Source organism: Algoriphagus terrigena DSM 22685, from assembly GCF_000429445.1.
Taxonomy (GTDB): domain Bacteria; phylum Bacteroidota; class Bacteroidia; order Cytophagales; family Cyclobacteriaceae; genus Algoriphagus; species Algoriphagus terrigena.
In genome coordinates this window covers 163,092-186,036 of the sequence record NZ_AUBW01000010.1, presented here as the reverse complement: position 1 = coordinate 186,036, position 22,945 = coordinate 163,092, and the positions used below count along the sequence as shown (strand labels likewise).

The 22,945-nt window shown below is 49.2% G+C and carries 22 protein-coding genes and 4 tRNA genes; 15 read left to right on the top strand and 11 right to left on the bottom strand.

Annotation, left to right across the window (positions count from 1 at the left end):
* Positions 1-55: 55 nt before the first annotated feature.
* The 4 genes from G459_RS0111065 to G459_RS0111050 all read right to left on the bottom strand — a co-directional run bounded on the left by G459_RS0111065 (position 56) and on the right by G459_RS0111050 (position 5,662).
* A complete protein-coding gene (locus G459_RS0111065) occupies positions 56-1,594 on the bottom strand; it encodes a YifB family Mg chelatase-like AAA ATPase (protein WP_026967715.1) in 1,539 nt (512 codons plus the stop codon).
* A 66-nt stretch (positions 1,595-1,660) separates the two neighbouring features.
* Positions 1,661-2,035 carry a hypothetical protein gene (locus tag G459_RS0111060; RefSeq protein ID WP_026967714.1) on the bottom strand — a complete coding sequence of 125 codons (375 nt, stop codon included), beginning with the start codon at positions 2,033-2,035 and terminating at the stop codon, positions 1,661-1,663.
* Between the two features lie 31 nt (positions 2,036-2,066).
* Positions 2,067-3,899: an ABC transporter ATP-binding protein gene (locus G459_RS0111055; RefSeq protein ID WP_026967713.1), complete on the bottom strand. Its 1,833-nt coding sequence runs from the start codon at positions 3,897-3,899 to the stop codon at positions 2,067-2,069.
* Positions 3,900-3,958: 59 nt separating this feature from the next.
* The gene (locus G459_RS0111050; RefSeq protein ID WP_026967712.1) at positions 3,959-5,662 is read right to left on the bottom strand and encodes a hypothetical protein; all 1,704 of its coding nucleotides are present in this window, start codon (positions 5,660-5,662) and stop codon (positions 3,959-3,961) included.
* Between the two features lie 254 nt (positions 5,663-5,916).
* Here G459_RS0111050 and pafA point away from each other — a divergent pair, with 254 nt between their 5' ends.
* Positions 5,917-7,551 (top strand): alkaline phosphatase PafA, encoded by a 1,635-nt coding sequence (pafA, locus tag G459_RS0111045; RefSeq protein WP_026967711.1) that lies wholly within the window; start codon positions 5,917-5,919, stop codon positions 7,549-7,551.
* A 69-nt stretch (positions 7,552-7,620) separates the two neighbouring features.
* Here the strand turns inward: pafA and G459_RS0111040 are convergent, their stop codons facing one another.
* Positions 7,621-8,787, bottom strand: a complete 1,167-nt coding sequence (locus G459_RS0111040) for a homogentisate 1,2-dioxygenase (RefSeq protein ID WP_026967710.1) — start codon at positions 8,785-8,787, stop codon at positions 7,621-7,623.
* Positions 8,788-8,928: 141 nt separating this feature from the next.
* Between G459_RS0111040 and G459_RS0111030 the strand changes: the two genes are divergently transcribed.
* Entirely contained in the window at positions 8,929-9,723 is a 795-nt protein-coding gene (locus tag G459_RS0111030) for a glycoside hydrolase family 16 protein (protein WP_026967709.1), read from the top strand.
* A gap of 77 nt (positions 9,724-9,800) precedes the next feature.
* The gene (locus tag G459_RS0111025; RefSeq protein ID WP_035455667.1) at positions 9,801-10,448 is read left to right on the top strand and encodes an MCP four helix bundle domain-containing protein; all 648 of its coding nucleotides are present in this window, start codon (positions 9,801-9,803) and stop codon (positions 10,446-10,448) included.
* On the opposite strand, the gene G459_RS0111020 is transcribed toward G459_RS0111025, so the two are convergent.
* The 5 genes from G459_RS0111020 to G459_RS0111000 all read right to left on the bottom strand — a co-directional run bounded on the left by G459_RS0111020 (position 10,445) and on the right by G459_RS0111000 (position 15,802).
* The gene (locus G459_RS0111020) at positions 10,445-11,344 is read right to left on the bottom strand and encodes a sugar phosphate isomerase/epimerase family protein (protein ID WP_026967707.1); all 900 of its coding nucleotides are present in this window, start codon (positions 11,342-11,344) and stop codon (positions 10,445-10,447) included. The genes G459_RS0111025 and G459_RS0111020 overlap by 4 nt on opposite strands.
* Before the next feature lie 61 nt (positions 11,345-11,405).
* Complete coding sequence (locus tag G459_RS0111015) at positions 11,406-11,960, bottom strand: gluconate 2-dehydrogenase subunit 3 family protein (RefSeq protein WP_026967706.1); 555 nt, start codon at positions 11,958-11,960, stop codon at positions 11,406-11,408.
* Positions 11,961-11,981: 21 nt separating this feature from the next.
* A complete protein-coding gene (locus G459_RS0111010; RefSeq protein WP_026967705.1) occupies positions 11,982-13,661 on the bottom strand; it encodes a GMC oxidoreductase in 1,680 nt (559 codons plus the stop codon).
* Between the two features lie 26 nt (positions 13,662-13,687).
* Entirely contained in the window at positions 13,688-14,563 is an 876-nt protein-coding gene (locus G459_RS0111005; protein WP_026967704.1) for a hydroxypyruvate isomerase family protein, read from the bottom strand.
* A gap of 12 nt (positions 14,564-14,575) precedes the next feature.
* Positions 14,576-15,802 carry a nucleoside permease gene (locus tag G459_RS0111000; RefSeq protein WP_026967703.1) on the bottom strand — a complete coding sequence of 409 codons (1,227 nt, stop codon included), beginning with the start codon at positions 15,800-15,802 and terminating at the stop codon, positions 14,576-14,578.
* 247 nt (positions 15,803-16,049) lie between these two features.
* Here G459_RS0111000 and G459_RS0110995 point away from each other — a divergent pair, with 247 nt between their 5' ends.
* Genes G459_RS0110995 through G459_RS0110975 form a run of 5 tightly spaced genes read left to right on the top strand, consistent with a single transcriptional unit; the run spans position 16,050 to position 19,994 of the window.
* A complete protein-coding gene (locus tag G459_RS0110995; protein WP_026967702.1) occupies positions 16,050-17,219 on the top strand; it encodes a Gfo/Idh/MocA family protein in 1,170 nt (389 codons plus the stop codon).
* A 32-nt stretch (positions 17,220-17,251) separates the two neighbouring features.
* Complete coding sequence (locus G459_RS0110990) at positions 17,252-18,304, top strand: sugar phosphate isomerase/epimerase family protein (RefSeq protein WP_026967701.1); 1,053 nt, start codon at positions 17,252-17,254, stop codon at positions 18,302-18,304.
* 42 nt (positions 18,305-18,346) lie between these two features.
* Positions 18,347-18,799: a c-type cytochrome gene (locus G459_RS27255; RefSeq protein ID WP_035455665.1), complete on the top strand. Its 453-nt coding sequence runs from the start codon at positions 18,347-18,349 to the stop codon at positions 18,797-18,799.
* A gap of 31 nt (positions 18,800-18,830) precedes the next feature.
* Entirely contained in the window at positions 18,831-19,250 is a 420-nt protein-coding gene (locus tag G459_RS0110980; RefSeq protein ID WP_026967700.1) for a c-type cytochrome, read from the top strand.
* A 3-nt stretch (positions 19,251-19,253) separates the two neighbouring features.
* The gene (locus G459_RS0110975; RefSeq protein ID WP_026967699.1) at positions 19,254-19,994 is read left to right on the top strand and encodes a 3-keto-disaccharide hydrolase; all 741 of its coding nucleotides are present in this window, start codon (positions 19,254-19,256) and stop codon (positions 19,992-19,994) included.
* 78 nt (positions 19,995-20,072) lie between these two features.
* Here the strand turns inward: G459_RS0110975 and G459_RS0110970 are convergent, their stop codons facing one another.
* Positions 20,073-20,687: an SH3 domain-containing protein gene (locus G459_RS0110970; RefSeq protein ID WP_245588163.1), complete on the bottom strand. Its 615-nt coding sequence runs from the start codon at positions 20,685-20,687 to the stop codon at positions 20,073-20,075.
* Positions 20,688-21,029: 342 nt separating this feature from the next.
* On the opposite strand from G459_RS0110970, the gene G459_RS0110960 reads away from it, so the two are divergent.
* The 7 genes from G459_RS0110960 to G459_RS0110930 all read left to right on the top strand — a co-directional run bounded on the left by G459_RS0110960 (position 21,030) and on the right by G459_RS0110930 (position 22,932).
* A tRNA-Lys gene (locus tag G459_RS0110960) sits at positions 21,030-21,102 on the top strand.
* A gap of 146 nt (positions 21,103-21,248) precedes the next feature.
* A tRNA-Pro gene (locus tag G459_RS0110955) sits at positions 21,249-21,322 on the top strand.
* Between the two features lie 26 nt (positions 21,323-21,348).
* Positions 21,349-21,422 (top strand) — tRNA-Arg (locus G459_RS0110950).
* A 147-nt stretch (positions 21,423-21,569) separates the two neighbouring features.
* A tRNA-Lys gene (locus G459_RS0110945) sits at positions 21,570-21,642 on the top strand.
* A 57-nt stretch (positions 21,643-21,699) separates the two neighbouring features.
* Complete coding sequence (locus G459_RS29420; protein ID WP_026967697.1) at positions 21,700-21,951, top strand: GIY-YIG nuclease family protein; 252 nt, start codon at positions 21,700-21,702, stop codon at positions 21,949-21,951.
* Positions 21,952-22,043: 92 nt separating this feature from the next.
* Positions 22,044-22,325, top strand: a complete 282-nt coding sequence (locus G459_RS27250) for a GIY-YIG nuclease family protein (RefSeq protein WP_051315175.1) — start codon at positions 22,044-22,046, stop codon at positions 22,323-22,325.
* 244 nt (positions 22,326-22,569) lie between these two features.
* A complete protein-coding gene (locus G459_RS0110930) occupies positions 22,570-22,932 on the top strand; it encodes a VOC family protein (RefSeq protein WP_026967695.1) in 363 nt (120 codons plus the stop codon).
* The last annotated feature ends 13 nt before the right edge of the window (positions 22,933-22,945 follow it).

Here is a 22,945-nt window from a genome sequence, read left to right as displayed (position 1 = left end):
AGCGGCTCTCTAAAAATCATGGAGGACCTTTTTTAGATCTTCCATCTTAAACTTGCTACCCCGCCCAGCCCTCTCGATCCAAGCTTCTATACTGAATCGCCTCGGCCAGGTGCTCTACTTTGATCTGCTCGGATCCGGCGATGTCCGCGATGGTTCGTGCTACTTTGAGGATGCGATCATAGGCTCTGGCAGATAAGCCGAGACGCTCCATGGCGGTCTTGAGCAAGGCTCTTCCGGCTTCATTGATCTGGCAGATTTCTTTGACGAGATGCGAGGGCATCATAGCGTTGCAGAACACATCGGGGTTGTTTTGAAATCGATCCTTTTGCCGCTCGCGTCCTTGAATCACCCGCTCCCGGATCACCTTGCTGGCTTCCGTCTTGCGGGTCGAGGTCATCTCATCAAACTTCACCGGCGTCACCTCCACATGGAGATCGATCCGATCGAGCAGGGGACCGCTGACTTTGTTGAGGTAGCGCTGGACGATGCCAGGTCCGCAGACGCATTCCTTTTCCGGATGGTTGTAGTAGCCGCAGGGGCAGGGATTCATGCTGGCAATGAGCATAAAGTTGGCCGGATAGTCTACCGAGACCTTGGCTCTGGAGATGGTGACTTTCCGGTCTTCCAGGGGCTGACGCATCACCTCCAGCACCGTCCGCTTGAATTCCGGCAATTCATCCAAAAACAAGACACCGTTGTGCGCCAGTGAGATTTCTCCGGGCTGGGGATTGCCTCCTCCTCCTACCAAAGCTACATCCGAGATGGTGTGGTGCGGACTTCGGAAGGGCCGCTGCGCCATCAGCGAGCCATTTCTCCCCAGCTTGCCGGCCACCGAGTGGATCTTGGTCGTCTCGAGTGCCTCCTGCAGCGACAGTGGAGGCAATATCGATGGAAGACGCTTGGCCAGCATGGTCTTGCCGGCACCGGGTGGGCCGATCATGATCACATTGTGACCTCCTGCCGCAGCGATTTCCAGGGCTCGCTTGATGTTTTCCTGCCCTTGGACATCTGCAAAATCAAACTCAGTGTCATCCAAGGAGTGGTAAAAGATCTCCCGGGTGTCCGTGACTAGGGGTTCGATTTCCAAAGTCCCCTGAAGAAAATCGACGGCCTGATCCATCGTTTCCACTCCGATGATGTCGATGTTGTTTACAATGGAAGCCTCCTTGGCGTTTTCCAGAGGGAGGATAAAGCCCTTGAATCCGCGTTTTCTGGCCTCAATTGCGATGGGAAGGACGCCCTTGATGGGACGGAGATTGCCGTCAAGCGAAAGCTCTCCCATGATCACATAGCGTTCAAGTTCGGCGAAGACCACTTGCTCGGAGGCCTGCAAAATCCCCATCGCAATGGGTAGGTCGTAGGCGGAACCCTCTTTGCGAACGTCGGCTGGAGCGAGGTTGATGACTACTTTTTGGCGTGGCATCCGGTAGTTGAAGTACTTCAGTGCGGATTCCACACGCTGCTGGGATTCCTTTACAGCCGAGTCGGGAAGCCCAACCATGAAGAAACTGGTGCCCTGACCGACATTGACTTCGATGGTAATAATATTGGCATCTACTCCGGAGACTGCACTTCCAAAAGTTTTAGCGACCATAGGAAAAATAAAAAGAGGAGACGATTGGTCTCCTCAATATACTCTTTTGCAAAAATTAAATCTTTATTAATCTGTGAAATTTTGTCTCGGCCGCAGGTTTGCCGAGGAATCATCCTGAACTTTTGGAGGGACAACTTTGGTGACAGGAGTGACTGGGGCTGTTTTTGGATGCTCAAAATCATACAGTTTCGCTTTGAGCTCGTTCATCTCGGCTTGGAGGTTCCTGGCGCGATCATCCATCTTGTTTTGATGGATGATTGCCGCTCCCCATGCTACCAAAAACAAGATCAAACCGGTCAGGAACACCTTGACCATTGACTCCGGTGTCAGGGGATCCATGCCAAAAGCAGATCCAAAGGTGTCGAACGAAAAGAAGAAGATCAGAAACAGCAGAAAGTAGAGCAAAAGTGCCAGCTGAAGAAATTGTGCTAGTTTTTTCATGAGATTAGTCAATTTATGAATTCTAATTTAATCAAACGGACTGAATACTCGACAGTTTCTGGTAAAGTCCGTCTCTGGACATCAACTCGGCGTGGGAGCCGCGCTGGACGATCTGCCCTTGCTCAATGACCAAGATTTCATCCGCATGCTGAATTGTACTCAGTCGGTGGGCAATCACCAACGTGGTGCGGTTGGTCATGAGTTTGGTCAGGGCTTCCTGGACCAAAAGCTCAGATTCCGAGTCCAAGGCGGAGGTGGCTTCATCCAAGATCAGGATCGGAGGGTTTTTCAATACGGCTCTTGCAATGCTGATTCGCTGTCTTTGCCCTCCGGAAAGCTTGGAACCCCGCTCGCCGATGGAGGTTTGGTACCCGTTTTCCAAGGAGGAAATGAAGCCGTGTGCATTGGCGATCTTGGCAGCTTCGATGACCTGAGTCTCCGTTGCATCTTCGATTCCGAAGGCGATGTTGTTGAATACAGTGTCGTTAAAGAGGATCGATTCTTGGGTCACGATCCCCATCAGACTCCTAAAGTCGGATGGGGAGAAATCCCGAATGTCCGTTCCATCCAGCTGGATTGCACCGGCACTGGGATCGTAGAATCTTGGAACCAAGTCCGCCAAGGTGGACTTTCCTCCTCCCGAGGGGCCAACCAGTGCGATCGTTTTTCCTCTCTGCAGCTTGAAATTTATATTTCGCAGGACGAGTTTTTCTTCGTAGGCAAAAGATAGGTCCTTGAACTCGATGGACTCCCGAAAACCTGTGACGGGAGTAGGGTTTTCCGGGGCGACGATTTCACTTTTGGTGTTTACTACTTCAAAGATCCGCTCAGCAGAGGCAATTCCCCGCTGAATGCTGGATACTGCCCGGGAGATTTCCTTGGCTGGGTTGAGTACTTGAGTGAAGATGATGATGTAGGTGATGAAGTCCGAAGCTCCAAGGTCCGACGCTCCACTGAGCACCAGGCTACCGCCGTAAACCAGGATTCCGGCTACCACACTTACGCCAAGAAATTGCGAAATAGGCGACGCCAGCTCATTTTTTCTCGCCATACTGACATTGACATGTGAGTAGTAGTCCGTCTCGTGATCAAACTTTTTGCTGATAAAGCGCTCTGCGTTGAAGGCCTTGATGACCCGCATACCGCCCAGGGTTTCGTCCAGAATATTGACGATCCGCCCGAGGGATTCTTGGCTTTGCACTGCCCGTTTTTTCAGCCTCCGGGTGATTCCTCCGATGATCGCTCCCGAGATGGGGATAATCAGGATCGTGAACAAAGTCAACTTGACCGACATGAAAAACAGCACGCCGAAATAGAGTATGATCGTCAGCGGTTCTCTGAAAACCACCCGCAGCGACTGTACGATCGTATTTTCGACTTCCTGCACGTCGTTGGTCATCTTGGACATGAGGTCGCCTTTGCGCTCGTTGGAAAAGTAGCCGATGTGAAGTGATCCGACTTTTTCGAAAATGTCCATCCGCATGCCTTTGATGACAGTGGCGCGGACTTTTGCCAAGACCACTCCCGACAGATACGTGAACAGGTTAGACAGGAACACCGAAATCACAATGATGATACAGACGAAGACGAGTGTTCCCATCTTGCCATAGTCATCCTGAACGGTCAGGAAGAAATGATTGAATAACCCCGTGAAATACTCTATCGAGAAGGAAAACGCCGGAAGTGCCCGGTATTGCTCGAGTGACGCCGGCGCCACCTGCTCAAAAATCACATCAAACAGTGGCTTGAGCAGCGTAAAATTGATCAGGCCAAAGAGAATGGAAAAGAACGTGTAAAAGATATAAATGGGGACGAATCTGCCAAAAGGGCGCGCATAGGACAGGATTCGCAGGTAGGTTTTCATCAAAAGAAATCGGTGGAATCAAGCTCCAAGGTACGCAAAATTGACTGCGCGGGTTTTTGTCAATAGTTGAAATCCGGCCGGATGAAGTTCCAGCGGAAGGCCAGCTGCAGGTAGTTGCTGCTCACCGGAGCGTCGAGATCTTGGGCCGTTCTCCTTCGGAACGTATGAGAAGCATCTACAAAGAAGTTGTGCTTGAGCATATACGAAGCCGTGAAGTTGGTCTGGACGACCGTGTTTTCGATCCCCTGCCCGATGTAGTTATCGTAGAGTCCAGTCGGGCTGTTTTCCAGTCGGTTTTTGAGCACATCTCCGCCCCAGTTGATGTCGGCGTTTTCATCCGCTCCGAAGTATTGGTAAAGTCCGGTCAGGTTCAGGTCCAGCCGGGGCAGCGGCTGATAGCGTATAATGCTGACAAATTCCCTGAAATTGGCACCTCTCGGATGCGTAAGCGGAGTTCGCCAGTTGGAGTACGACTGGTAGTCCACTTTTTCCTGAAAGGTATACGGTCGGGCTTGATTCCATTCCAGCTGGAAATCCAGGTTTTTTGCCCCCAGCACATTGATGTACTTGTAGCCCAGCTGCGCGCCGTATTTGTTGCGCTTGGATCCGTCTCCGCTGATTTCAAAAAATTCATCAAAGACAAACTCATCCAGCGCAAATTGTCCGTAGAGTTCCATGCCTGGTGTGAATATCCATTTCGCATCCAGACCCAGCATGACCTTGTCCGGCGTGCCCTGCTGCTGCTCCACCCAGCGGAGGAAGATGAACGGGTTGAAGTAGTTGAAGTTGATCTTGTCGGTCATGATTGAGGAGAAAAATCCCAGATTCAGGTTTTTCCCGACATTGAATCCCAAGCGGTTGTAGGCGAAATATTTCTGCGGATACCGTCCGTCCGTCGGTCTTCCTCGGTCGTAAAACACATCTGCCGTCATCTGAGTCCAGAGGTTGGTCAGCTGAAACTTCCAGACTTTGGTGTTGAACTTGACAAACATGTAGGGATTGGAAAAGTCGGAGATCTCAAACGAGCGGTATCCTTCGCCTGCGAAATTCCGATCGTGCCCCACTTGGATCTCGATGTGTTTGGTGATTTGAAAAGACACATGGCCGAGCGCGGAGAAATAGCTGTAGCCGTCGCTGTTATATTCCTTCCAAAATCCTTCGCCCGGCACCGCGCCGTTATGCTCAGCGTAGCTTTTGACCCAGCTCGGAAAGTACACTTCAGAGGTTGTTAAATACGTGTAAAAACCGACCTTTTTGTCCACAGAGCCTCTCACGACCAATCCTCTGGCCAATCGGGCCGGGTTGCGCTCATTGTCTGTCTCAGTGCCTCCGCTCAGATAGATCACAGGGCTGACGTGGATGCCAAAGTCCTCTCCCTCATAGGCGGCAAAATCCGCAGGTTGCTTATAGAGCGATTTCAGAAAAGGCTTTTTGGAACCGGGGATTTCCCTTTCAGAAAACTCCCAGCTGTCCTGACTCAAATAATTGAGGTTGAACTGGTCTGCTTTGGATTGGACTACGGCCGGATTTTCCGCCAAACTGTCCAGATATTTGGCCAGAATGTCTCGCCGATAGGGCTTATATCCACTGTTGAAAAAGGGGTTGTTTCGACCCTGGAGTATCTCGTACCGGCCGACTTTGTGGTAATATTCCCGGTCGTATGGGATGTAAGCTCCCTGAGCCAAACTGGATTGAATAGTGGAAAAAAGGCCGATTCCGATGATAAGGAGGCTGACAAGTCGGTGGGAGGTCAATTTTTGCATTGGTTAAAGCTAGAAAAGAATTGGAAAATTGGGATGAATGGCAGGAGATATTGGTTCGGATCTTTGTGGGTATTTAGAAAGTTGGATTTGAGCCGTATACAATTGTTTGAAATTCAGAATGTTTGCTGATCTTGGAAAGGAACTTCGTCCTCGGAGGTTTGGTAGCCGGGATGTTCTGTTTTTTAGATTTCAAAGGGTGCGAATTTGTTGCTGGGGGTCTATCTTTAGCTCTTTAAAAAAATAAACTGGACGTTATGCGAAAATTACTGGCATTGGTAATCGTGGCCTTCGGAGCTCAATTTGCCGCTCTGGCTCAATCACAACCCGAGAAACCAAAATTAGTTGTCGGCATTATTGTCGATCAGATGCGACAGGAATACCTATACCGTTTTGCCGACAGATTCTCAGAAGGCGGTTTCAAACGGATGATGAATGAAGGCTACATGATGACAAACGGGCATTACAATTATGCTCCGACTGTCACCGGTCCTGGTCACGCATCTGTCTATACTGGAACTACCCCTGCCACCCACGGGATCATCAGCAACTCCTGGTATTCCAGAAAATTGAACAAATACGTCTATTGCGCCGAGGACAGCACGGTGACCAACGTAGGCGGCTCTCCAGAAAACGGCAACATCAGCCCGAGAAATCTACTGACCACCACAGTCACCGACGAGCTGAGATTCTCAACCGGCAAACGTTCCAAAGTAGTGGGAATAGCAATCAAGGACCGCGGGGCCAGTCTTCCAGCAGGTCATACCGGAGATGCATATTGGTATGACGACGTCAACGGGGATTTCATGACATCGACCTATTACCATGACACACTTCCTGATTGGGTGACCGCGTTCAACGCCAAAAAAGTGCCTGATTCCTATCTGTCGAAGACTTGGGAGACGCTGTTTCCAATAGATACCTATGTCAACAGCATCGCCGACAACAACGAATTTGAAGGTCTTGTAGCCGGAAAGGCAACCCCGACATTTCCCTACAATCTGGACTCGCTCAAAGCTCAAAACGGCGGCTATGGGTTGATCGCTTCCACACCCTTTGGGAACAGCATGACACTTGATTTTGCTATCGCCGCCATTGAAGGGGAAAAATTGGGCCAAGGAGAAGTCACAGATTTCCTTGCCGTCAGCTTTTCCTCACCCGATTACATTGGTCACAGATTCGGGCCGACTTCCGTGGAGCTAGAGGATAACTACCTGCGTCTGGATAGAGAGTTTGAAAGGATGTTCAGCTACCTCGACGAGACCTATGGCAAAGGACAATACTTGGTGTTCCTCTCGGCAGATCACGCAGTGGCCGACAACGCCGCTTACATGGTCAGTCAAAACGTCCCCGCCGGAAACCTAAACACGAACTACATACTTGGTCAGATCACCGGCTACTGCAATGCAAAGTATGGTGAGGGCGAATGGATCTTGAAATACACCGGCGATCAGGTCTTTTTGAACCGGGCTGTAGCCGATGAGAAAAAGGTCGATTTCGAAGCCCTGCAGCGGGATTTGGCGAGCTGGATGCTGCGGTTTAACGGAATCATGGAAGTGTATACCGCCGAGGACATGAGGACAAAACAATATACCTATGGTCGGGCCCACTTGCTTCAGATGGGCTACAACCACAAATCTTCCGGTGATCTTTTGCTGGTATTTGAACCGGGCTGGATGGTAAGTGGAGCGAGAGGAACCACTCATGGTTCGCCTTACAACTACGACACCAATGTGCCGATTCTATTTTTTGGATGGGGAGTGCCTCACGGCTCCAGCTCAAGAAAGGCCTCCATCACAGACATCGCTCCGACAGTTTCGGCTTTGTTAAAGATGAAATATCCGAACGCGGCGGACGGTGATCCTATTTTTGAAATAGTAGATCACAAGTAAGCCGAGCGTTGCCCCAAATCAAAAAAAAGGCTGCCCCACTCAAGAGGCAGCCTTTTTTTTGGATAAGACTCAATGTTCGGTCCAGCTCATTGGGTAACCTTTGTCCACAAACTCCAGCGCATCTGTCGTGATAGACAAAGGCCGATGTGTGTCCAGCATTACGGCATATTCGTGGGTTTCTTTGGCCCCGATTGATTTTTCTACCGTACCTGGATGAGGTCCGTGGGGCAAGCCACCCATGTGTATGGTAAACGAACCTCGATCAATCCCTTTTCTGCTCATAAATTCCCCCTCGGCATAGTAAAGCACTTCATCCGAGTCGATGTTGGAGTGGTTGTATGGCGCCGGGATGGACAGGGGGTGATAGTCAAACAGCCTTGGGACAAAAGAGCAAATCACAAATCCCCAAGCCTGAAAGGTCTGGTGAACCGGAGGCGGCTGATGAATCCTGCCGGTGATCGGCTCAAAATCATGGATGGAAAGCGCATAAGGATAGAGGTAGCCATCCCATCCGACGATGTCCAGAGGACTGTGACCGTAGGTGTATTGGTGAAGAAAGCCCTGTTTCTTGATCTGGACGAGGTAGTCTTTTTTGTCAGTCTCGATGTGTAGCTCGTGTGGAGGCCGGATGTCACGTTCGCAGTACGGCGAGTGCTCCAACAGCTGCCCGACTTCATTTCGATACCGTTTCACGGTTTCGATTGGGCCATGAGATTCGATCACTAGCAGTCGTAAAGGACCTTTTTCTGAAAATTCAAACCGGTAGATCGTGGTTCTTGGGATGACCACATAGTCTCCTTTTTTCACCTCGAGCTTGCCAAATTGGGAGAAAAGTATGCCTTCTCCATCGTGAATGTAGATGATCTCATCTCCGTCAGCATTCTTGAAGTAATAGTCCATCTTACGCTTTCGCGGAGCGCATATGCCCATCATCACATCATTATTGATCATGAGCATCCGGCGGGCGCTGAGATAGTCCTCGCCGGTCACTTCAACTCCCGAGGTTTTGAGATGGGTTTGGTTTAGCCCATGTTCTTTAGCGGTCTGCCAGCTATACGGTATCGGGTTGCCGATGGATTTGACTTCGTTGGGATTGTGGATGTGGTACAGGTTAGAATAGATCCCGGAGAAGCCCTTGGAGCTGACCAGTTCTTCTTTGTACAAGCTGCCGTCGGGTTGGCGAAACTGAGTGTGTCTTTTGGGAGGGATCTGTCCGAGTCTTACGTAGTAGGCCATGATGTTGGGTTTATAGTCTCTGCTAAATTACCATTTTTGAATGAGTCCGAAAGCGCTCTTTTCAGGCTATTTGCGTCTTCTCCTTGATCTAACTCTGTGATTTTGGGAAAGTTTTGTATTTTCCGAAACCCGAAAATAGTCATGAAAAAAATCCTGATCATCCTATTTGCCCATCTCCTGGGTAGCTCTTGCATTGCACAAGATCCTTCGAAAACGAAACTGATTTGGTCCGACGAATTTGAGACTGCTGGACTGCCTGATCCGACAAAGTGGGACTACGACGTGGGAGACCACGGCTGGGGCAACAACGAGTTGGAGTATTACTCCAAAGCCGACCTGAAAAATGCCAGAGTCGAAGACGGCATCTTGATCATCGAAGCCCACGCGGATCCGTCCCGTCCCAAAGGCTACACCTCGGCAAGACTGGTGACCAAAGGGAAGGGTTTTTGGCAATATGGCTATATCGAAATCAAGGCAAAACTGCCGGAGGGAGTGGGTACTTGGCCTGCGATCTGGATGCTGCCGGAGGAAAGCCGGTATGGCGGCTGGCCAAAAAATGGGGAGATCGACATCATGGAGCATGTGGGCTACGACCCCGGCAAAGTACACGGGACGGTTCACACGGAGGCGTTCAACCACACCATCGGAACCCAAAAAGGCGGACAAAAAATGGTCTCAGATTTCTCCGAAGAATTCCATACCTACGCGATTGACTGGACTGCTGAAAAGATCGATTTCTTCATCGACGGGACGAAGTACTTCACCTTCGAAAATACTGGCAATGACTACAAAGATTGGCCTTTTGACCAACCGTTTCACTTGATTCTGAATATTGCAGTGGGTGGAAACTGGGGCGGCGTAGAGGGAGTAGATCCCAAGATTTGGCCGCAAAGGATGGAAGTCGACTATGTGAGAGTGTATGATCGCAAGCCTTGATTCCTCTCAGAATAGGTAAATTCTTCAGTCTCCCGTGGTTTTTAAGTGTTGATGATTTTTGAACCTCCTCTCAACTTATGAAAAAGAACATCTCCAAAAGTAGCTTGCTGGCCTTGATCGTGATCGGAATTTTGTTGTTGGTGATGTATCGCAAGAATCATCTCGAAAGACGGTCTTTCACAAGTATCAGCAGCACATTTACTGAAGTTTACAATGACAGATTGGTAGTGGAAGGGTATATTTTTCAGATTTCTGAGAATCTGATCCAGATCCAAAAACTCATCGATCACTGCAACATCGACTACGACTATTCCAAAGTGATCAACGAGATCACCACTCATGAAGATGCGATCTTGGCGATTGTGGAGGACTTTGAAAAGACCAAATTGACTGATCAGGAGGCGGTATATCTTGCAGATTTTAGGAAGATAATCGAGCAGGATCTGACGATCAAAAGCTATGATTTGCTGTTCTCAGACTCCTCAGGCGTAAATCTTAAACAGGTAAAAACCTACGACGAGAAGATCTCCCAAGCCCATCAGGATCTGCAGAATCTAAGCAAAATACAGATGGAAGAAGGTGAAAAATTAATCAGCAAAGCCAAAATCCTGGTGAACCGATCCCAAGTTTGGGCGCAGTTTGAGGTGGCTTTGCTGATCATTTTGATGTTGGCGATAGCTCTGCTTTTGTTCAGAAAGCCAGAAAACAGCCAAGGACAATATTAGTACTCCAATGCGGCGAGGTAGGTAGCGTTAGCCGCGGCTGCTTCCATCGGAGTTCCGGATGGGAACCGCTCCTGCTCCACGATGAAATACTCCATTCCCAAGCCCATTGACTGCTTGATCAGATCCGCATAAGGGATCTCACCCGCGCCCAGCAGGACACCTCTTTGATGCGGATCACCGGTTCCCGCCTCGGCATCTTTGAGGTGACATAGTCTGAACCTGCCGGGATATTTAGCCAAATATTCAGCTGGATTTATCCCTGCCACATGCACCCAGTAGATGTCCATCTCGAAGTCCACCAAAGCGGGATCGGTATTGTCCATCAGGATATCCTGGCCCATCGCTCCCTCTTGGGGAATAAAGCTGTAATCGTGGTTGTGATAGGCAAATCGGATTCCGTGCGACTTCAGCTTTTGCCCGATTTGGTTAAACTCATCCGCTTTTTTCTTGTAGTCGTCCAGTGATTTCTGCGGCCCGATCCACGGGCAGATCAGGTATTTCATCCCGACTTCCGCAGCTTGGGCCGCCTGTGCGTCCAGGTTTTCGAATACGTTGGCGTGAGAAGCGACCATGGTGGTACCGCTTTCGGTCATCAACGTCTTGAATTCCGCAGGCTGCATGCCCCAGAGGATTCCTTTGCCGCCGTCGAAGCCTTCTAGTTGCTTATACCCGTAGCCTCCCAGAGCGCGAATCGTCGCCTGGGCATCTGCTCCCATATCTTCTTTGACAGAATATAGTTGGATGCCAAAGTTGCTGAGTTTCGACTTCGTCGCGACTGCTTCTGCGACTACTTCCTCCTCTTTCTTTGGAGCTGCGCAAAACTGCAACGGCATGAACGCCGCCCCCATGCCCAGCATGGTGCTCATTTGAATGAATTTTCTTCGTTGGTTTTTCATAATAGAGAGAATAAAAAAGCCTGCCTCCGAGGAAGCAGGCTGAGTTTGATTAATGTGCGGATTAGGTCGCCCAGGCTTTGTCGCCTTTCTTGTAATCGATGCAGGCGTCGTAGCGTCCTGGAGCTTCCATGAATCGCAGCGCTTGTGTAGCTCCGATTTCGGAAGTGAAATACCCCAAGACAGTCAGGTCACGAAGCATGTTGATCACAATCGGTTCTCTAGAGTCTCCGCTGGCTTTGAATTTCTCCTGCATCGAGTTCAGGAAAGCAAGGCGGTCCTCCGCGCTGGCTTCCATGAAGTCCGTGCCTTTTTCGGCTTTGAAGTCTTTGCTCAACGAATTCAGGCCGTCTATAAAGGCCTTTTGCTGGTCGGCATCGTAGCATTCTTTGACCATCATGATCATGAACTCGCCGATCTTGGTGGCCTTAGCACCTGGGGTATCTGTAGTCGGTATAATGGTCTCGCCGATCTCGTCCAAGAAAGCAAGGTCCTCTGGCGTGAAATTCAGGTCTTTGAGCTGTCGCTCGGGGGAGCAACCCGTGAGAAGGGCAGTGGCACCGATCATTGTACCTCCCATCATCAGGACGACGCTTTTCAAGGCGTCTCTTCTATTCATTACAGTCATGTCGTTGTCAGATTAGAGGTTCATCTTTTTCAGTTCATCCACTGCGAAAGCTGCCGCTCTTGCAGTCAGCGCCATGTACGTCAGCGACGGGTTTTGTGCGGCTGCCGAAGTCATACAGGCACCGTCCGTCACAAACACGTTCTTAGCATCCCATACCTGGTTGTTGCCATTGAGGACGGAGGTTTTTGGATCCCGGCCCATCCGTGCGGTGCCCATTTCATGGATGCCTTGTCCGAAGGTATATCCCGCGTCATAGGTGTTGATGTTCTTAAATCCGGCCACTTCTAGCATCTCTGCAGCATCTGCCATCATGTCCTTACGCATCTTGAGTTCGTTGTCTTTGATCTCAGCATTCATGACCAACGCTTCCATTCCCCATTTGTCTTTCACTGTATCGGAGAATTTGATGGTGTTTTCGTGGTAAGGAAGGATCTCGCCAAAAGCAGTGAATCCAGCGCCCCAAGGTCCCGGTTCGGTCAGTGCATCCTTCATCGGTGCACCAAAACCAAGCTCAGCCACATCTCTGCTCCATCCGCTTCGGCTGGCCGCTCCCTGATATCCAAAGCCCCGGATATAGTCGCGCTTCTCTCCGTTGAGGTTTCTGAATCGTGGAATGTATAGCCCGGTAGGTCTTCTGCCAAAGTAATATTTGTCCTCGTATCCTTCCATCGTTCCGTTAGCGCCCAATCTGAAATGGTGATCCATCACGTTGTGACCCAACTCGCCTGAGGTAGAGCCCAAACCGCCCGGCCAGATGTCGGTGGCGGTTCTCATCAATATCGCGGTGGAGTTGAAGGCGGATGCGCAGAGGAAGACAATCTTCGAGTCATACACCACGGTCTGATTGGTCTCGGCATCCAATACTTCTACGCCGGTCGCCTTTTGCGTGTCTTTGTCATAGATCAGGCGACGCACGATTGACCAAGGACGGAGAGTCAGATTGCCCGTAGCTTGAGCGGCTGGCAAAGTAGACGCCTGGGTGCTGAAGTATCCTCCAAAAGGACAGCCCAGCGAGCATTTATTTCTGTACTGGCAGCCAGGGCGGCCGGGCAAAGGCTGGGTGATATTGGCTGGTCGGCCAATGGTCCAGGTCCTTGCTCCTTTATAATGTTCTTTGATTTTTGCGGCGGCGTCGGTTTCCACGCAGTTCATCGGCATCGGCGGTTGGAATTCTCCGTCGGGAAGAATCGGCAGTCCGTCTTTGGAGCCGGATACCCCGATGAATTTCTCTACATAGCTGTACCAAGGCGCAATGTCATTGTATCGGATCGGCCAGTCTGTGGCTATTCCGTCTTTGGCGTTGGCTTCAAAGTCCACATTTGCCCAGCGGTAGGACTGTCTTCCCCAAAGCAGCGATCTACCGCCAACCTGATACCCTCTAAACCAAGTGAAAGGTTTGTCTTCCACGTAAGGAGAGTCACTTTCATGAGCCCACCAGTCAAGATTAAGCTCATTGAGGACGTAATCCCTCTTTAGGTTTGGGTGATTGTCAATCTGTTCTTGAGTTCTGCGGCCTCGGTGGGGAATTTCCCATGGCGCCAAAGTAGCAGATTTGTAATCTTTTACGTGCTCGACCATTGGGCCACGTTCCAGGAGCAATACTTTTAGTCCCTTCTCTGTCAGTTCTTTGGCGGCCCATCCGCCACTGATTCCTGACCCAACGACTATTGCGTCAAACGCTTCATTTGCCATAAGTATGGGTATTTTGGTTTAATTAGTTAGACGTCGCAAACCTGCACGGCCTGCGCCAGCGCAGCGATTTTGTCGTCTGATTTTGGGATAAACTCATGAGACACATATCCTTGGTAGCCGGTAGCGACGATTGCTTTCATCACGGCTGGATAGTTGATTTCCTGGTTTTCATCCAGCTCGTTTCGACCGGGGTTTCCGGCAGTATGATAGTGTCCGAAGTACTGATGATTGGTTTGGATGCTGCGAATGATATCTCCCTCATCGATCTGCATGTGGTAGATGTCAAAGAGTAATTTGAAGTTTTCGCTGCCGACCAGCTTGCAGAGTTCTACTCCCCAGGGAGAGAGGTCGCACATGTAGTCTTTGTGATTGACTTTACTGTTGAGCAGTTCCATCTGGATGATTACCCCGTGTTTTTCTGCGATGGGCATGATTTTTTTCAAGCCCTCGGCACAGTTTTTCTTCCCCACTTCGTCATCCATTCCGTTTCGGTTTCCGGAGAAGCAGATCAGGTTTTTGTAGCCATACTTTGCCACTTGAGGAATGACTTCTGTGTAGTTTTTGATCAGTTGTTCGTGGTATTGCGGATCGTTCCAGCCCTTTGGGATTCCAAGTTCGGCGCCGTTGCACATGGAGCATTCGACTCCGTGGGTTTTGAGCGTGTCCCAGCCGTTCGGTCCGACCAGGTCAATTGCGTTGAAGCCGATTTTCTTGACCGCTACGCAAAGTTCGTCTAGGCTAAGCGAAGGCATTGTCCAGGCGCAGACGCCGTGATGGATATTGCCTTTGAGTGGAAGTGGCGCTTGTCCGTCTTTCCAGTCGAACGAAGACATGGTGCCCATTGCAGCTCCTCCTAAGATCATTTTCTTAAAGGAAGACCTTCTGCTTGAGTCAAAATTCATAGTTATTGGGGTTTAATGTTGAGGCTTTACTTTTTCTTCTTTGAAAAAAGAGATGAAAAATAGTAAAACCAAAATGGAAATGCCAGCAGGAATTAACCAAATTGATTTCCACGCGTGGAGACCGGTCTCATCGAGGTAGTAATCAGAGATCTGCCCGGCGGCCCAAAAGCCGATGAGCATGCCGACCCCATAGGTGGCAAGAGTGAAAAGACCCTGTGCCGAAGATTTGAATTTTTCGCCCGCATGGGAGTCGGTATAGATCTGTCCGCTGACAAAAAAGAAATCGTAGCAAACGCCGTGAAGCACAATGCCGATCATCAGCATCCACAATCCACTGTCGGCATCTCCCAGCGCAAAAAAGACATAACGAAATGCCCATGCCAGCATGGCTACGATTAGGGTCTTTTTGAGTCCAAACCGATAGAAAAATATCGGTAAAGCGAGCATAAACAACACCTCGGAGACTTGACCAAGTGCCATCTTTCCAGTTGAGTTTCTCACACCGATTTCAGTCAAAAACGGACTCGTGTTTTGATAGTAAAAGGCCAAAGGAATGCATATCAGCACCGAGGAAAGAAAGAAGATGGCGTAGTTGCGGTCTTTCAAAAGTCCTAATGCGTCAAATCCCAAGATCTCTGAAAGCTGTAATTTCTCATTGGATTTGGCACGGGGAGGAGTGGCAGGCAAGGTGAAACTATAGAGGCCCAGACACAAGGACACAAGGCCAGCCATGATCCAGGTGTTTTTCAACAAGCCTTCGGCAAGACCGGATTCGCTGTCCCAAGCCAGGTAGGAGATCAAGAGTCCCGCTGACACCCAGCCGATCGTGCCCCATACCCGGATGATCGAAAATTCCTTGGCGGGATCAGTCATCTGGTTGAAGGATATCGAATTGACCAAGGCCAGTGTGGGCATAAATAGGATCATGTAGCCGAGCAAAAACGGGAAAAATCCTGCAAAGTCGGTGGCGGAATAAAGCAGATACATCAAACCGGCGCCCATCAGATGAATGACTCCAAGGATCCGCTGCGCATGAAAATAGCGGTCTGCGATCAATCCTACGATAAAAGGAGCGATGATTGCCCCGAAGGACTGGGTCGCAAAAGCCAGAGAAATGTCTTGATCTTTTGCCTGGAGGTTGTTTCCAAGAAAGGTCCCCAAAGTCACAAACCACGATCCCCAGACAAAAAACTCCATAAACATCATGAAAGAAAGACGGAACTTGGTAGGGAAATTCATCGGTGATTTTTGAGGGGTTAAAAATGGAAATTCTTGTCTGAAATTTAGAAATTGGGCTTTTTGCCGTATTTTAAGCATCTCCTTTGAGATTCCTAAGAAAGTGACTTTAAAGTTTTGTTCAAGCCCGCTCATAACCCGATGTGACAACTGATCATATTAAAGAATCTGAAATCTCAGGAACTCCGAAATTCCCATCTTGAATAAAAATTCTCAACTCAAATAACCTAATAAACTAATCTATTGACCGATGTCAACAGCTAAAAAATTGAAACTCGGACTCATCGGCGGAGGGCCGGGTTCCTTTATCGGAGCGATTCACCTGAATGGTGCCCTGATGGACGGAATGTTCGAACTGGTTTGCGGTGCATTCAGCTCCAATCCTGCCAAATCCAAACAACGCGGTGAAGAGCTCATGCTCGACCCTGCGAGAGTCTATGGCTCTTACGACGAGATGTACGAGAAAGAATCCCTGCTGCCCGAGGGAGAGCGAATGGATGTGGTGGCCATCGTGACGCCAAATAATGTTCATTTTGATCCGACGGTGAAGGCTTTGAAATACGGCTTTCACGTGGCGCTCGACAAGCCCCTGACTCTGAATTACAAGGAGGCAAAAGACCTGTATCATGCCGTGAAGGGCTCAGACAGACGCTTTTTGCTCACTCATACTTACTCGGGCTACCCGATGATCAAGCAAGCGAGGCAGATGATTGCTGACGGGGAGATCGGAAAGGTGCGCAAAGTCTACGTCGAGTATCCACAAGGGTGGCTTTACAAGCTTTTGGAGACAGAAAACAACAAGCAAGCCGAGTGGCGTACCGATCCCGCGCGAAACGGCTTGGCTGGATGTATGGGAGATATCGGCACGCATGCTTTTCACATGGCGGAATATATTACTGGTGAAAAAGTGTCCCAGCTCTGCGCAGACTTATATATCAAGATCGACGGTCGTCCGATCGATGACGACGGCGTGGTTTTGCTTCGTTTCGAAAACGGAGCTTCAGGCGTATTGATGGCTTCTCAGACGGATACTGGTTGCGAAAACAATCTCAAGGTGAGAGTTTATGGAGAAAAAGGCGGTCTGGAGTGGGAGCAGGAGTTAAATAACTCCCTTACTGTCCGTTTTCCAGGCGAGCCGGCGAGAGTCTATAGAGCCGGTACGGGATATTTGGGATCTTTGGCGCAGGAAAACACCAGGACTCCGGCAGGCCATCCAGAAGGATACGTGGAGGCTTTTGGTAACTTATACCGCAATTTTGCCCGCTGTATCTATGCCGACCGAGCAGGACAAACTCCAAAATGGGAATGGGAAGATTACCCAGGCATTGAAGACGGCATACGGGGGATGGCTTTCATCGACCACGTTCTTGCCAGCACTAAGTCCGATACGAAGTGGACTCCCTTTATCGTAGAAAAATAATTTTTGCATACTCAAACCCACATGAATAACATATGAAAACTATCAAAGGCCCTGCAATCTTTTTGGCGCAATTCGCCGATGACAAAGCACCGTTCAACAATCTGAAAAACATCAGCCAGTACATGGCTGATTTGGGATACAAAGGAATCCAGATTCCGAGCTGGGATGCGAGAATGATTGATTTGCAAAAAGCTGCCGAAAGCAAAACTTATGCAGACGAGATCAAAGGAATCGTGGCTGATGCGGGGATGGAGATCACCGAACTTTCTACCCACCTCCAAGGTCAGCTGGTAGCGGTGCATCCAGCCTACAACGAGCTGTTCGACGGCTTTGCTCCGGCAAACTTAAAAGGCGACCTGAAAGGAAAATCGGAGTGGGCTACCCAGCAATTGAAATACGGGGCCAAGGCTTCTGCAAATCTTGGATTGACAGCTCACGCGACGTTTTCCGGCGCGTTGATGTGGCATACTGTATATCCTTGGCCACAGCGTCCTGCCGGATTGGTTGATACCGGATTTGGCGAACTTGCAAAAAGATGGCTACCTATCCTCAATGAATTCGATACTTACGGCGTTGATGTATGTTATGAACTGCATCCGGGCGAAGACCTGCACGATGGCATCACTTTCGAGATGTTCTTGGACAAAGTCGGCGGACACAAGCGTGCCAACATCCTGTACGACCCAAGCCACTTTGTATTACAGTGTTTGGACTACCTCCAGTTCATTGACTTCTATCACGAGCGAATCAAGATGTTCCATGTGAAAGATGCCGAATTCAACCCTACCGGCAAGCAGGGAGTGTATGGCGGATACCAGGGCTGGGTCGAGCGCGCAGGCCGATTCAGATCTTTGGGAGACGGGCAGGTTGATTTTGCAGGAATATTTAGCAAACTTTCGCAGTACAATTACAGCGGATGGGCAGTCTTGGAGTGGGAATGCGCGATCAAGCATCCGGAGCAAGGTGCCGCCGAGGGAGCGCCGTTTATTGATAGTCACATTATCAGGGTCACTGAAAAAGCTTTTGACGATTTCGCTGGCACAGGCGCAGACGAGGCATTCAACCGAAAGATTTTGGGCATTTGAGTTGAGTATATTTTGAGTATAGTATATAATGAGTTTAAACCTATGAAAATCACAAAACCTATTAACCTATTTGCATTAACACTGCTGGGTCTAAGCACAGCCTGTGGAGGTGGTGAGAAAGCCTCTGAGACTACTTCGGTGCCGACTGAAGCCGTAGCGCCGGTTCCGTCAAGTCCCCCTGCTGAGAAAGCCCCTGAGCCTGTCGCTGAGGTAGAGACCGATTACAGTCCAGAAGAAATCGTCGAAGTTGGATTTACGAAAATGGAAGGATCTGATTGTTCGTCCTGTCACGCTAAGGAAGAGAAAATCATCGGTCCGCCGTTGATTGATATCGCAATGGAATACGAGAACAACGCAGAAAACATCGACAAGCTTGCTGCCAAAGTGATCGAAGGCGGCTCGGGTGTATGGGGTGATTATGCAATGCCTCCTCACGCAGGTCTTTCTGTAAAAGACGCCAAAGCCATGGTGGCTTACATTCTTCAATTGAAATAAAAAACAAAGTAAAAAACCTAGAAACGAACAAATGAAAAAACAAATTTTAGTATTCGGGATAGTTGCAGGCCTTGCTTTTGCATGCGGCGGTGGAGAGAAAGCCACTGAAACGGTAACTGAGACAGCCGCTCCTGAAGCTGCGGCACCTGCTCCGGAGATCAGTCTGGAAGACAAATACAAGGACGATCCTATTTACATCAAGGGGGTCGAAAAGGTAAAAGGATCTGACTGTATGACTTGCCACATGGTGGATCGGAAAATCATCGGCCCATCCTATGCTGAAGTGGCTGCCAAGTATGAAAACACAGAAGAAAACGTAAACATGCTCGCTCAGAAAGTAATAGCAGGCGGTGCCGGTGTCTGGGGTGAAGTGATGATGTCTCCACATCCAGCTCTCAGCGAAGAAGATGCTAAAGACATGGTTCGTTACATCTTGCTTCTTAAAAAGTAAACTATGAAAAAGAGCTATTTGGCGACCTTGGCGGCTGCGGGACTTCTCGCGGCTTGCTCCGCCCCTAAAACAGAAGAAACCACCACTGAAGACACTGTGGCTGTCGCGGCGCCTATGGAGGAATGGATTCCGCTTTTCGATGGACAGACGTTAAACGGCTGGTCTAAGTACGGCGGAGGAGAAGCGGGTAAAGGCTGGAAGGTTGAGAATGGAGAACTCTATCTTGACGCGGCCAACAAAGAATCCTGGCAGGACGGAGATGGTGGGGACATCGTGACCAATGAGGAATTTGAAAACTTCCACTTCAAAACCGAATGGAAAATCTCTCCAAACGGAAACAGCGGGATCATCTTCCTGGTGCACGAATCTCCGGAATTTGAAAACACGTACAATACAGGCCTTGAGATGCAGGTGCTGGACAACGACGGCCACCCGGACGCTAAAATTGTCAGCCACAGAGCTGGGGATTTGTATGATTTGATCGTAAGTAGCCAAGAGACCGTGAAGCCTGTCGGAGAATGGAATCAGGCTGAGGTGATCGTCAATCAAGGTAAACTGGACTTGATCCTCAACGGGGTCACGGTGGTTTCCACCACGCTGTGGACACCCGAGTGGGAGGCGCTCGTTGCCGACAGCAAGTTTAAAGACATGCCGGGTTTTGGGAAATATAAGAAGGGGAAAATTGCCCTTCAGGATCATGGAGACGTGGTTCACTACCGAAACATAGTCATCAAGAAGTTGTAAATCGAAAAGCCCTGAATCATCAAAAATTCAGGGCTTTTTCGTCTCTGACCCAGCCGTCAATTCTTCGGCGGAGAATTTTTACAACCGGGTGACGTTGTCTTTTCGGATATAAGCGATTTTTTCTTTCCACTCGACTTCATACCAGATGTCCTTGGAAGCCTTGATTTTTACCCGGTGTCCGGGCTCCACCAGATCGATCAACTCACCGCCTGCGCTGGGCTCTGATACGATCAGTGTAGGGCTCTTGGTTACCAAGGCTGCGTTTTGGGCTTTGAGGAAGTTGTTGGTCGCAAATATCAAGGTAATCAGTATTACTGAAGGCCAATAAAACCTGGCCTCGGTGAGCTTGTTACCTTTGGACCAAAGGAAGATCAGGGAAATGATCAGGATCAGGGTCAGTGCCCCTACGATGACTTCCCGGAACTCTACCAAGAAGAGGATAAATCTCATTCCGTCGCTCACCTCATATCCCACCAATTCGGATTGTCCTGTCAGGCTTTTGATCTTGGTGATAGTCTGAGGATTGGGACTTAGGTCATAGTACTTGCTCAGGTAGAGCGTGGCATTTTCCTTGTCTCCGATGCCTTCTGAGATGAAGGCCATTTTGAGTAGCATCGAGGGGGAATAGATGCCCGATTGGTAGTTTGTCTGGTAAATCGCCATGGCTTCCTGATAGCTTCTCTGCTGAAACAAAGAATCTGCTACCAAAAGCTGCGGTACATTCGCCTGACAATGAATACTTTGTAGAAACAGGAGAAAAAATATAGAAAGTTTTGCTAGAAAGATTGATTTGAGGCTTGGCATTTAGAAATCAGAGTCATAAATTTGCAGTCCAATTACGGCAATGATCTGGCAAAAAGCAAGGCTAGAGAGTCAATTTGGAAGATTTAAGAAGTAGAAAAACGAGGCTAAAAGTAGTCTTTTCACAATAGTAGATTCTGTAGCTCAGCTGGTAGAGCATCCCGATTTTGATCGGGAGGGTTCTGGGTTTGAGTTCATGGCGAAAGCGAAAAGTTGCTTTCTGATAAAATAGTAGATTCTGTAGCTCAGCTGGTAGAGCAATACACTTTTAATGTATGGGTCCTGGGTTCGAATCCCAGCGGGATCACAAAATTAACTCGCAAGGAGTTAAATAGTAGAAAGTTTCGGGGTGTAGCGTAGCCCGGTATCTCGTCCCGATAGGAATCGGGAAGGCCGTAGTTTCGAATCCCTCAATTGGCAAACGTGTCGGTTGAAAAAGTTATTAAAAAGTTTCGGGGTGTAGCGTAGCCCGGTATCGCGCCACATTTGGGATGTGGAGGTCGTAGGTTCGAATCCTGCCACCCCGACTTTATTGGACTAGAGATAGTCAACGGGTCCTGTAGCTCAACCGGATAGAGCAACTGCCTTCTAAGCAGTAGGTTTCAGGTTCGAGTCCTGACAGGATCACACTCATTATAAGCGGAATCACGTTCCGCTTTTTATTTGTAGGTATCCGATTCTGTAACTCAGCTGGTAGAGCATCCCGATTTGATCGGGAGGATCTTGAGTTCGAGTTCAATCGCGAAAGCTTAAAGAAGTTTTCATAAAGTATCTGATTCTGTAGCTCAGCTGGTAGAGCAATACACTTTTAATGTATGGGTCCTGGGTTCGAATCCCAGCGGGATCACAAAGGCAGACTGGAAACAGTCTGCTTTTTGTATTTTAGGGCATTATTTTTTTAGAGATGGCCTGGGTATACATTTTACATTCCTCGAAGCTGAACAAGTATTATGTTGGCGCCTGCACAGATCTTGGCCGCAGGCTGTATGAGCATTCCATTGGCCATTCCAAATTTACCGCATCCGGAGTTCCTTGGGCGCTCGTTTACCGAGAGGAAATGTTAGACCTGCCTGCGGCAAAGAAGCGGGAACTGGAAATCAAGAAGAAGAAATCAAGGCTATATATCGAATCGTTAATCCAAGAATCGGGGCTGTAGCTCAGCTGGTAGCGCATCCCGATTTTGATCGGGAGGGTCCTGGGTTCGAATCCCAGCGGGATCACAAAGGCAGACTGGAAACAGTCTGCTTTTTGTATTTTAGGGCATTATTTTTTTTAGAGATAGCCTGGATATACATTTTACATTCCTCGAAGCTGACCAAGTATTATGTTGGCGCCTGCACAGATCTTGGCCGCAGGCTGTATGAGCATTCCATTGGCCATTCCAAATTTACCGCATCCGGAGTTCCTTGGGCGCTCGTTTACCGAGAGGAAATGTTAGACCTGCCTGCGGCAAAGAAGCGGGAACTGGAAATCAAGAAGAAGAAATCAAGGCTATATATCGAATCGTTAATCCAAGAATCGGGGCTGTAGCTCAGCTGGTAGCGCATCCCGATTTTGATCGGGAGGGTCCTGGGTTCGAATCCCAACGGGATCACAATGACAGACTGGAAACAGTCTGCTTTTTGTGTTTTAGGGCATTATTTTTTTTAGAGATGGCCTGGGGCTAAATTCTACACACCATAAAAGCCAAGAAATATTATGGAAGAATTACCGCTTGGGAAGATGCAGATTGTCATCTAGATTTGAGCACCCATCACCTTTAATCCATGTTCCCGTGATAGATTTTAGACGAATAGACCACGTGCTGATCTGCATTCCTCCCGGTTCAAGGGAGGCCGCAAGAGAGTTTTATGCAGAGAGACTCAAGCTAAAAGAAATCGCTGGTGAGCATCCCAATGGCGCGCTGTGGTTCGCCATGGGTGATGCGGAGCTGCATGTCAGGGAAGAGGACGTCGCAGGAGGGATTTCGGGAAGACATCCGGCCTTTGAAGTAGGGGAGCTGGCCAAGGCAAAGGTATTTTTGGCCAAGCAGGGAATAGAGGTTGCCTTTTCTTCTGTGATTGAGGGAAGGGACAGGTGCTTTTTTAGAGATCCTTGGGGCAATCGCTTCGAGTTGATAGAGTTTGGGATAAAGTGATCTCGTACTCGGT

Bases quoted from the DNA above. Each gene is read 5' to 3' on its own strand.
- G459_RS0111025 (WP_035455667.1), top strand. From the start codon at position 9,801: ATGAAAAAGAACATCTCCAAAAGTAGCTTGCTGGCCTTGATCGTGATC.
- G459_RS27255 (WP_035455665.1), top strand. From the start codon at position 18,347: ATGAAAATCACAAAACCTATTAACCTATTTGCATTAACACTGCTGGGT.
- G459_RS0111015 (WP_026967706.1), bottom strand. From the start codon at position 11,960: ATGAATAGAAGAGACGCCTTGAAAAGCGTCGTCCTGATGATGGGAGGT.
- G459_RS0110990 (WP_026967701.1), top strand. From the start codon at position 17,252: ATGAAAACTATCAAAGGCCCTGCAATCTTTTTGGCGCAATTCGCCGAT.
- G459_RS0111030 (WP_026967709.1), top strand. From the start codon at position 8,929: ATGAAAAAAATCCTGATCATCCTATTTGCCCATCTCCTGGGTAGCTCT.
- G459_RS29420 (WP_026967697.1), top strand. From the start codon at position 21,700: ATGGCCTGGGTATACATTTTACATTCCTCGAAGCTGAACAAGTATTAT.
- G459_RS0111010 (WP_026967705.1), bottom strand. From the start codon at position 13,661: ATGGCAAATGAAGCGTTTGACGCAATAGTCGTTGGGTCAGGAATCAGT.
- G459_RS0110975 (WP_026967699.1), top strand. From the start codon at position 19,254: ATGAAAAAGAGCTATTTGGCGACCTTGGCGGCTGCGGGACTTCTCGCG.
- G459_RS0111065 (WP_026967715.1), bottom strand. From the start codon at position 1,594: ATGGTCGCTAAAACTTTTGGAAGTGCAGTCTCCGGAGTAGATGCCAAT.
- G459_RS0111005 (WP_026967704.1), bottom strand. From the start codon at position 14,563: ATGAATTTTGACTCAAGCAGAAGGTCTTCCTTTAAGAAAATGATCTTA.
- G459_RS0111060 (WP_026967714.1), bottom strand. From the start codon at position 2,035: ATGAAAAAACTAGCACAATTTCTTCAGCTGGCACTTTTGCTCTACTTT.
- G459_RS0111000 (WP_026967703.1), bottom strand. From the start codon at position 15,802: ATGAATTTCCCTACCAAGTTCCGTCTTTCTTTCATGATGTTTATGGAG.
- G459_RS0111040 (WP_026967710.1), bottom strand. From the start codon at position 8,787: ATGGCCTACTACGTAAGACTCGGACAGATCCCTCCCAAAAGACACACT.
- G459_RS0111055 (WP_026967713.1), bottom strand. From the start codon at position 3,899: ATGAAAACCTACCTGCGAATCCTGTCCTATGCGCGCCCTTTTGGCAGA.
- G459_RS0111020 (WP_026967707.1), bottom strand. From the start codon at position 11,344: ATGAAAAACCAACGAAGAAAATTCATTCAAATGAGCACCATGCTGGGC.
- G459_RS0110980 (WP_026967700.1), top strand. From the start codon at position 18,831: ATGAAAAAACAAATTTTAGTATTCGGGATAGTTGCAGGCCTTGCTTTT.
- G459_RS0111050 (WP_026967712.1), bottom strand. From the start codon at position 5,662: ATGCAAAAATTGACCTCCCACCGACTTGTCAGCCTCCTTATCATCGGA.
- G459_RS0110995 (WP_026967702.1), top strand. From the start codon at position 16,050: ATGTCAACAGCTAAAAAATTGAAACTCGGACTCATCGGCGGAGGGCCG.
- pafA (WP_026967711.1), top strand. From the start codon at position 5,917: ATGCGAAAATTACTGGCATTGGTAATCGTGGCCTTCGGAGCTCAATTT.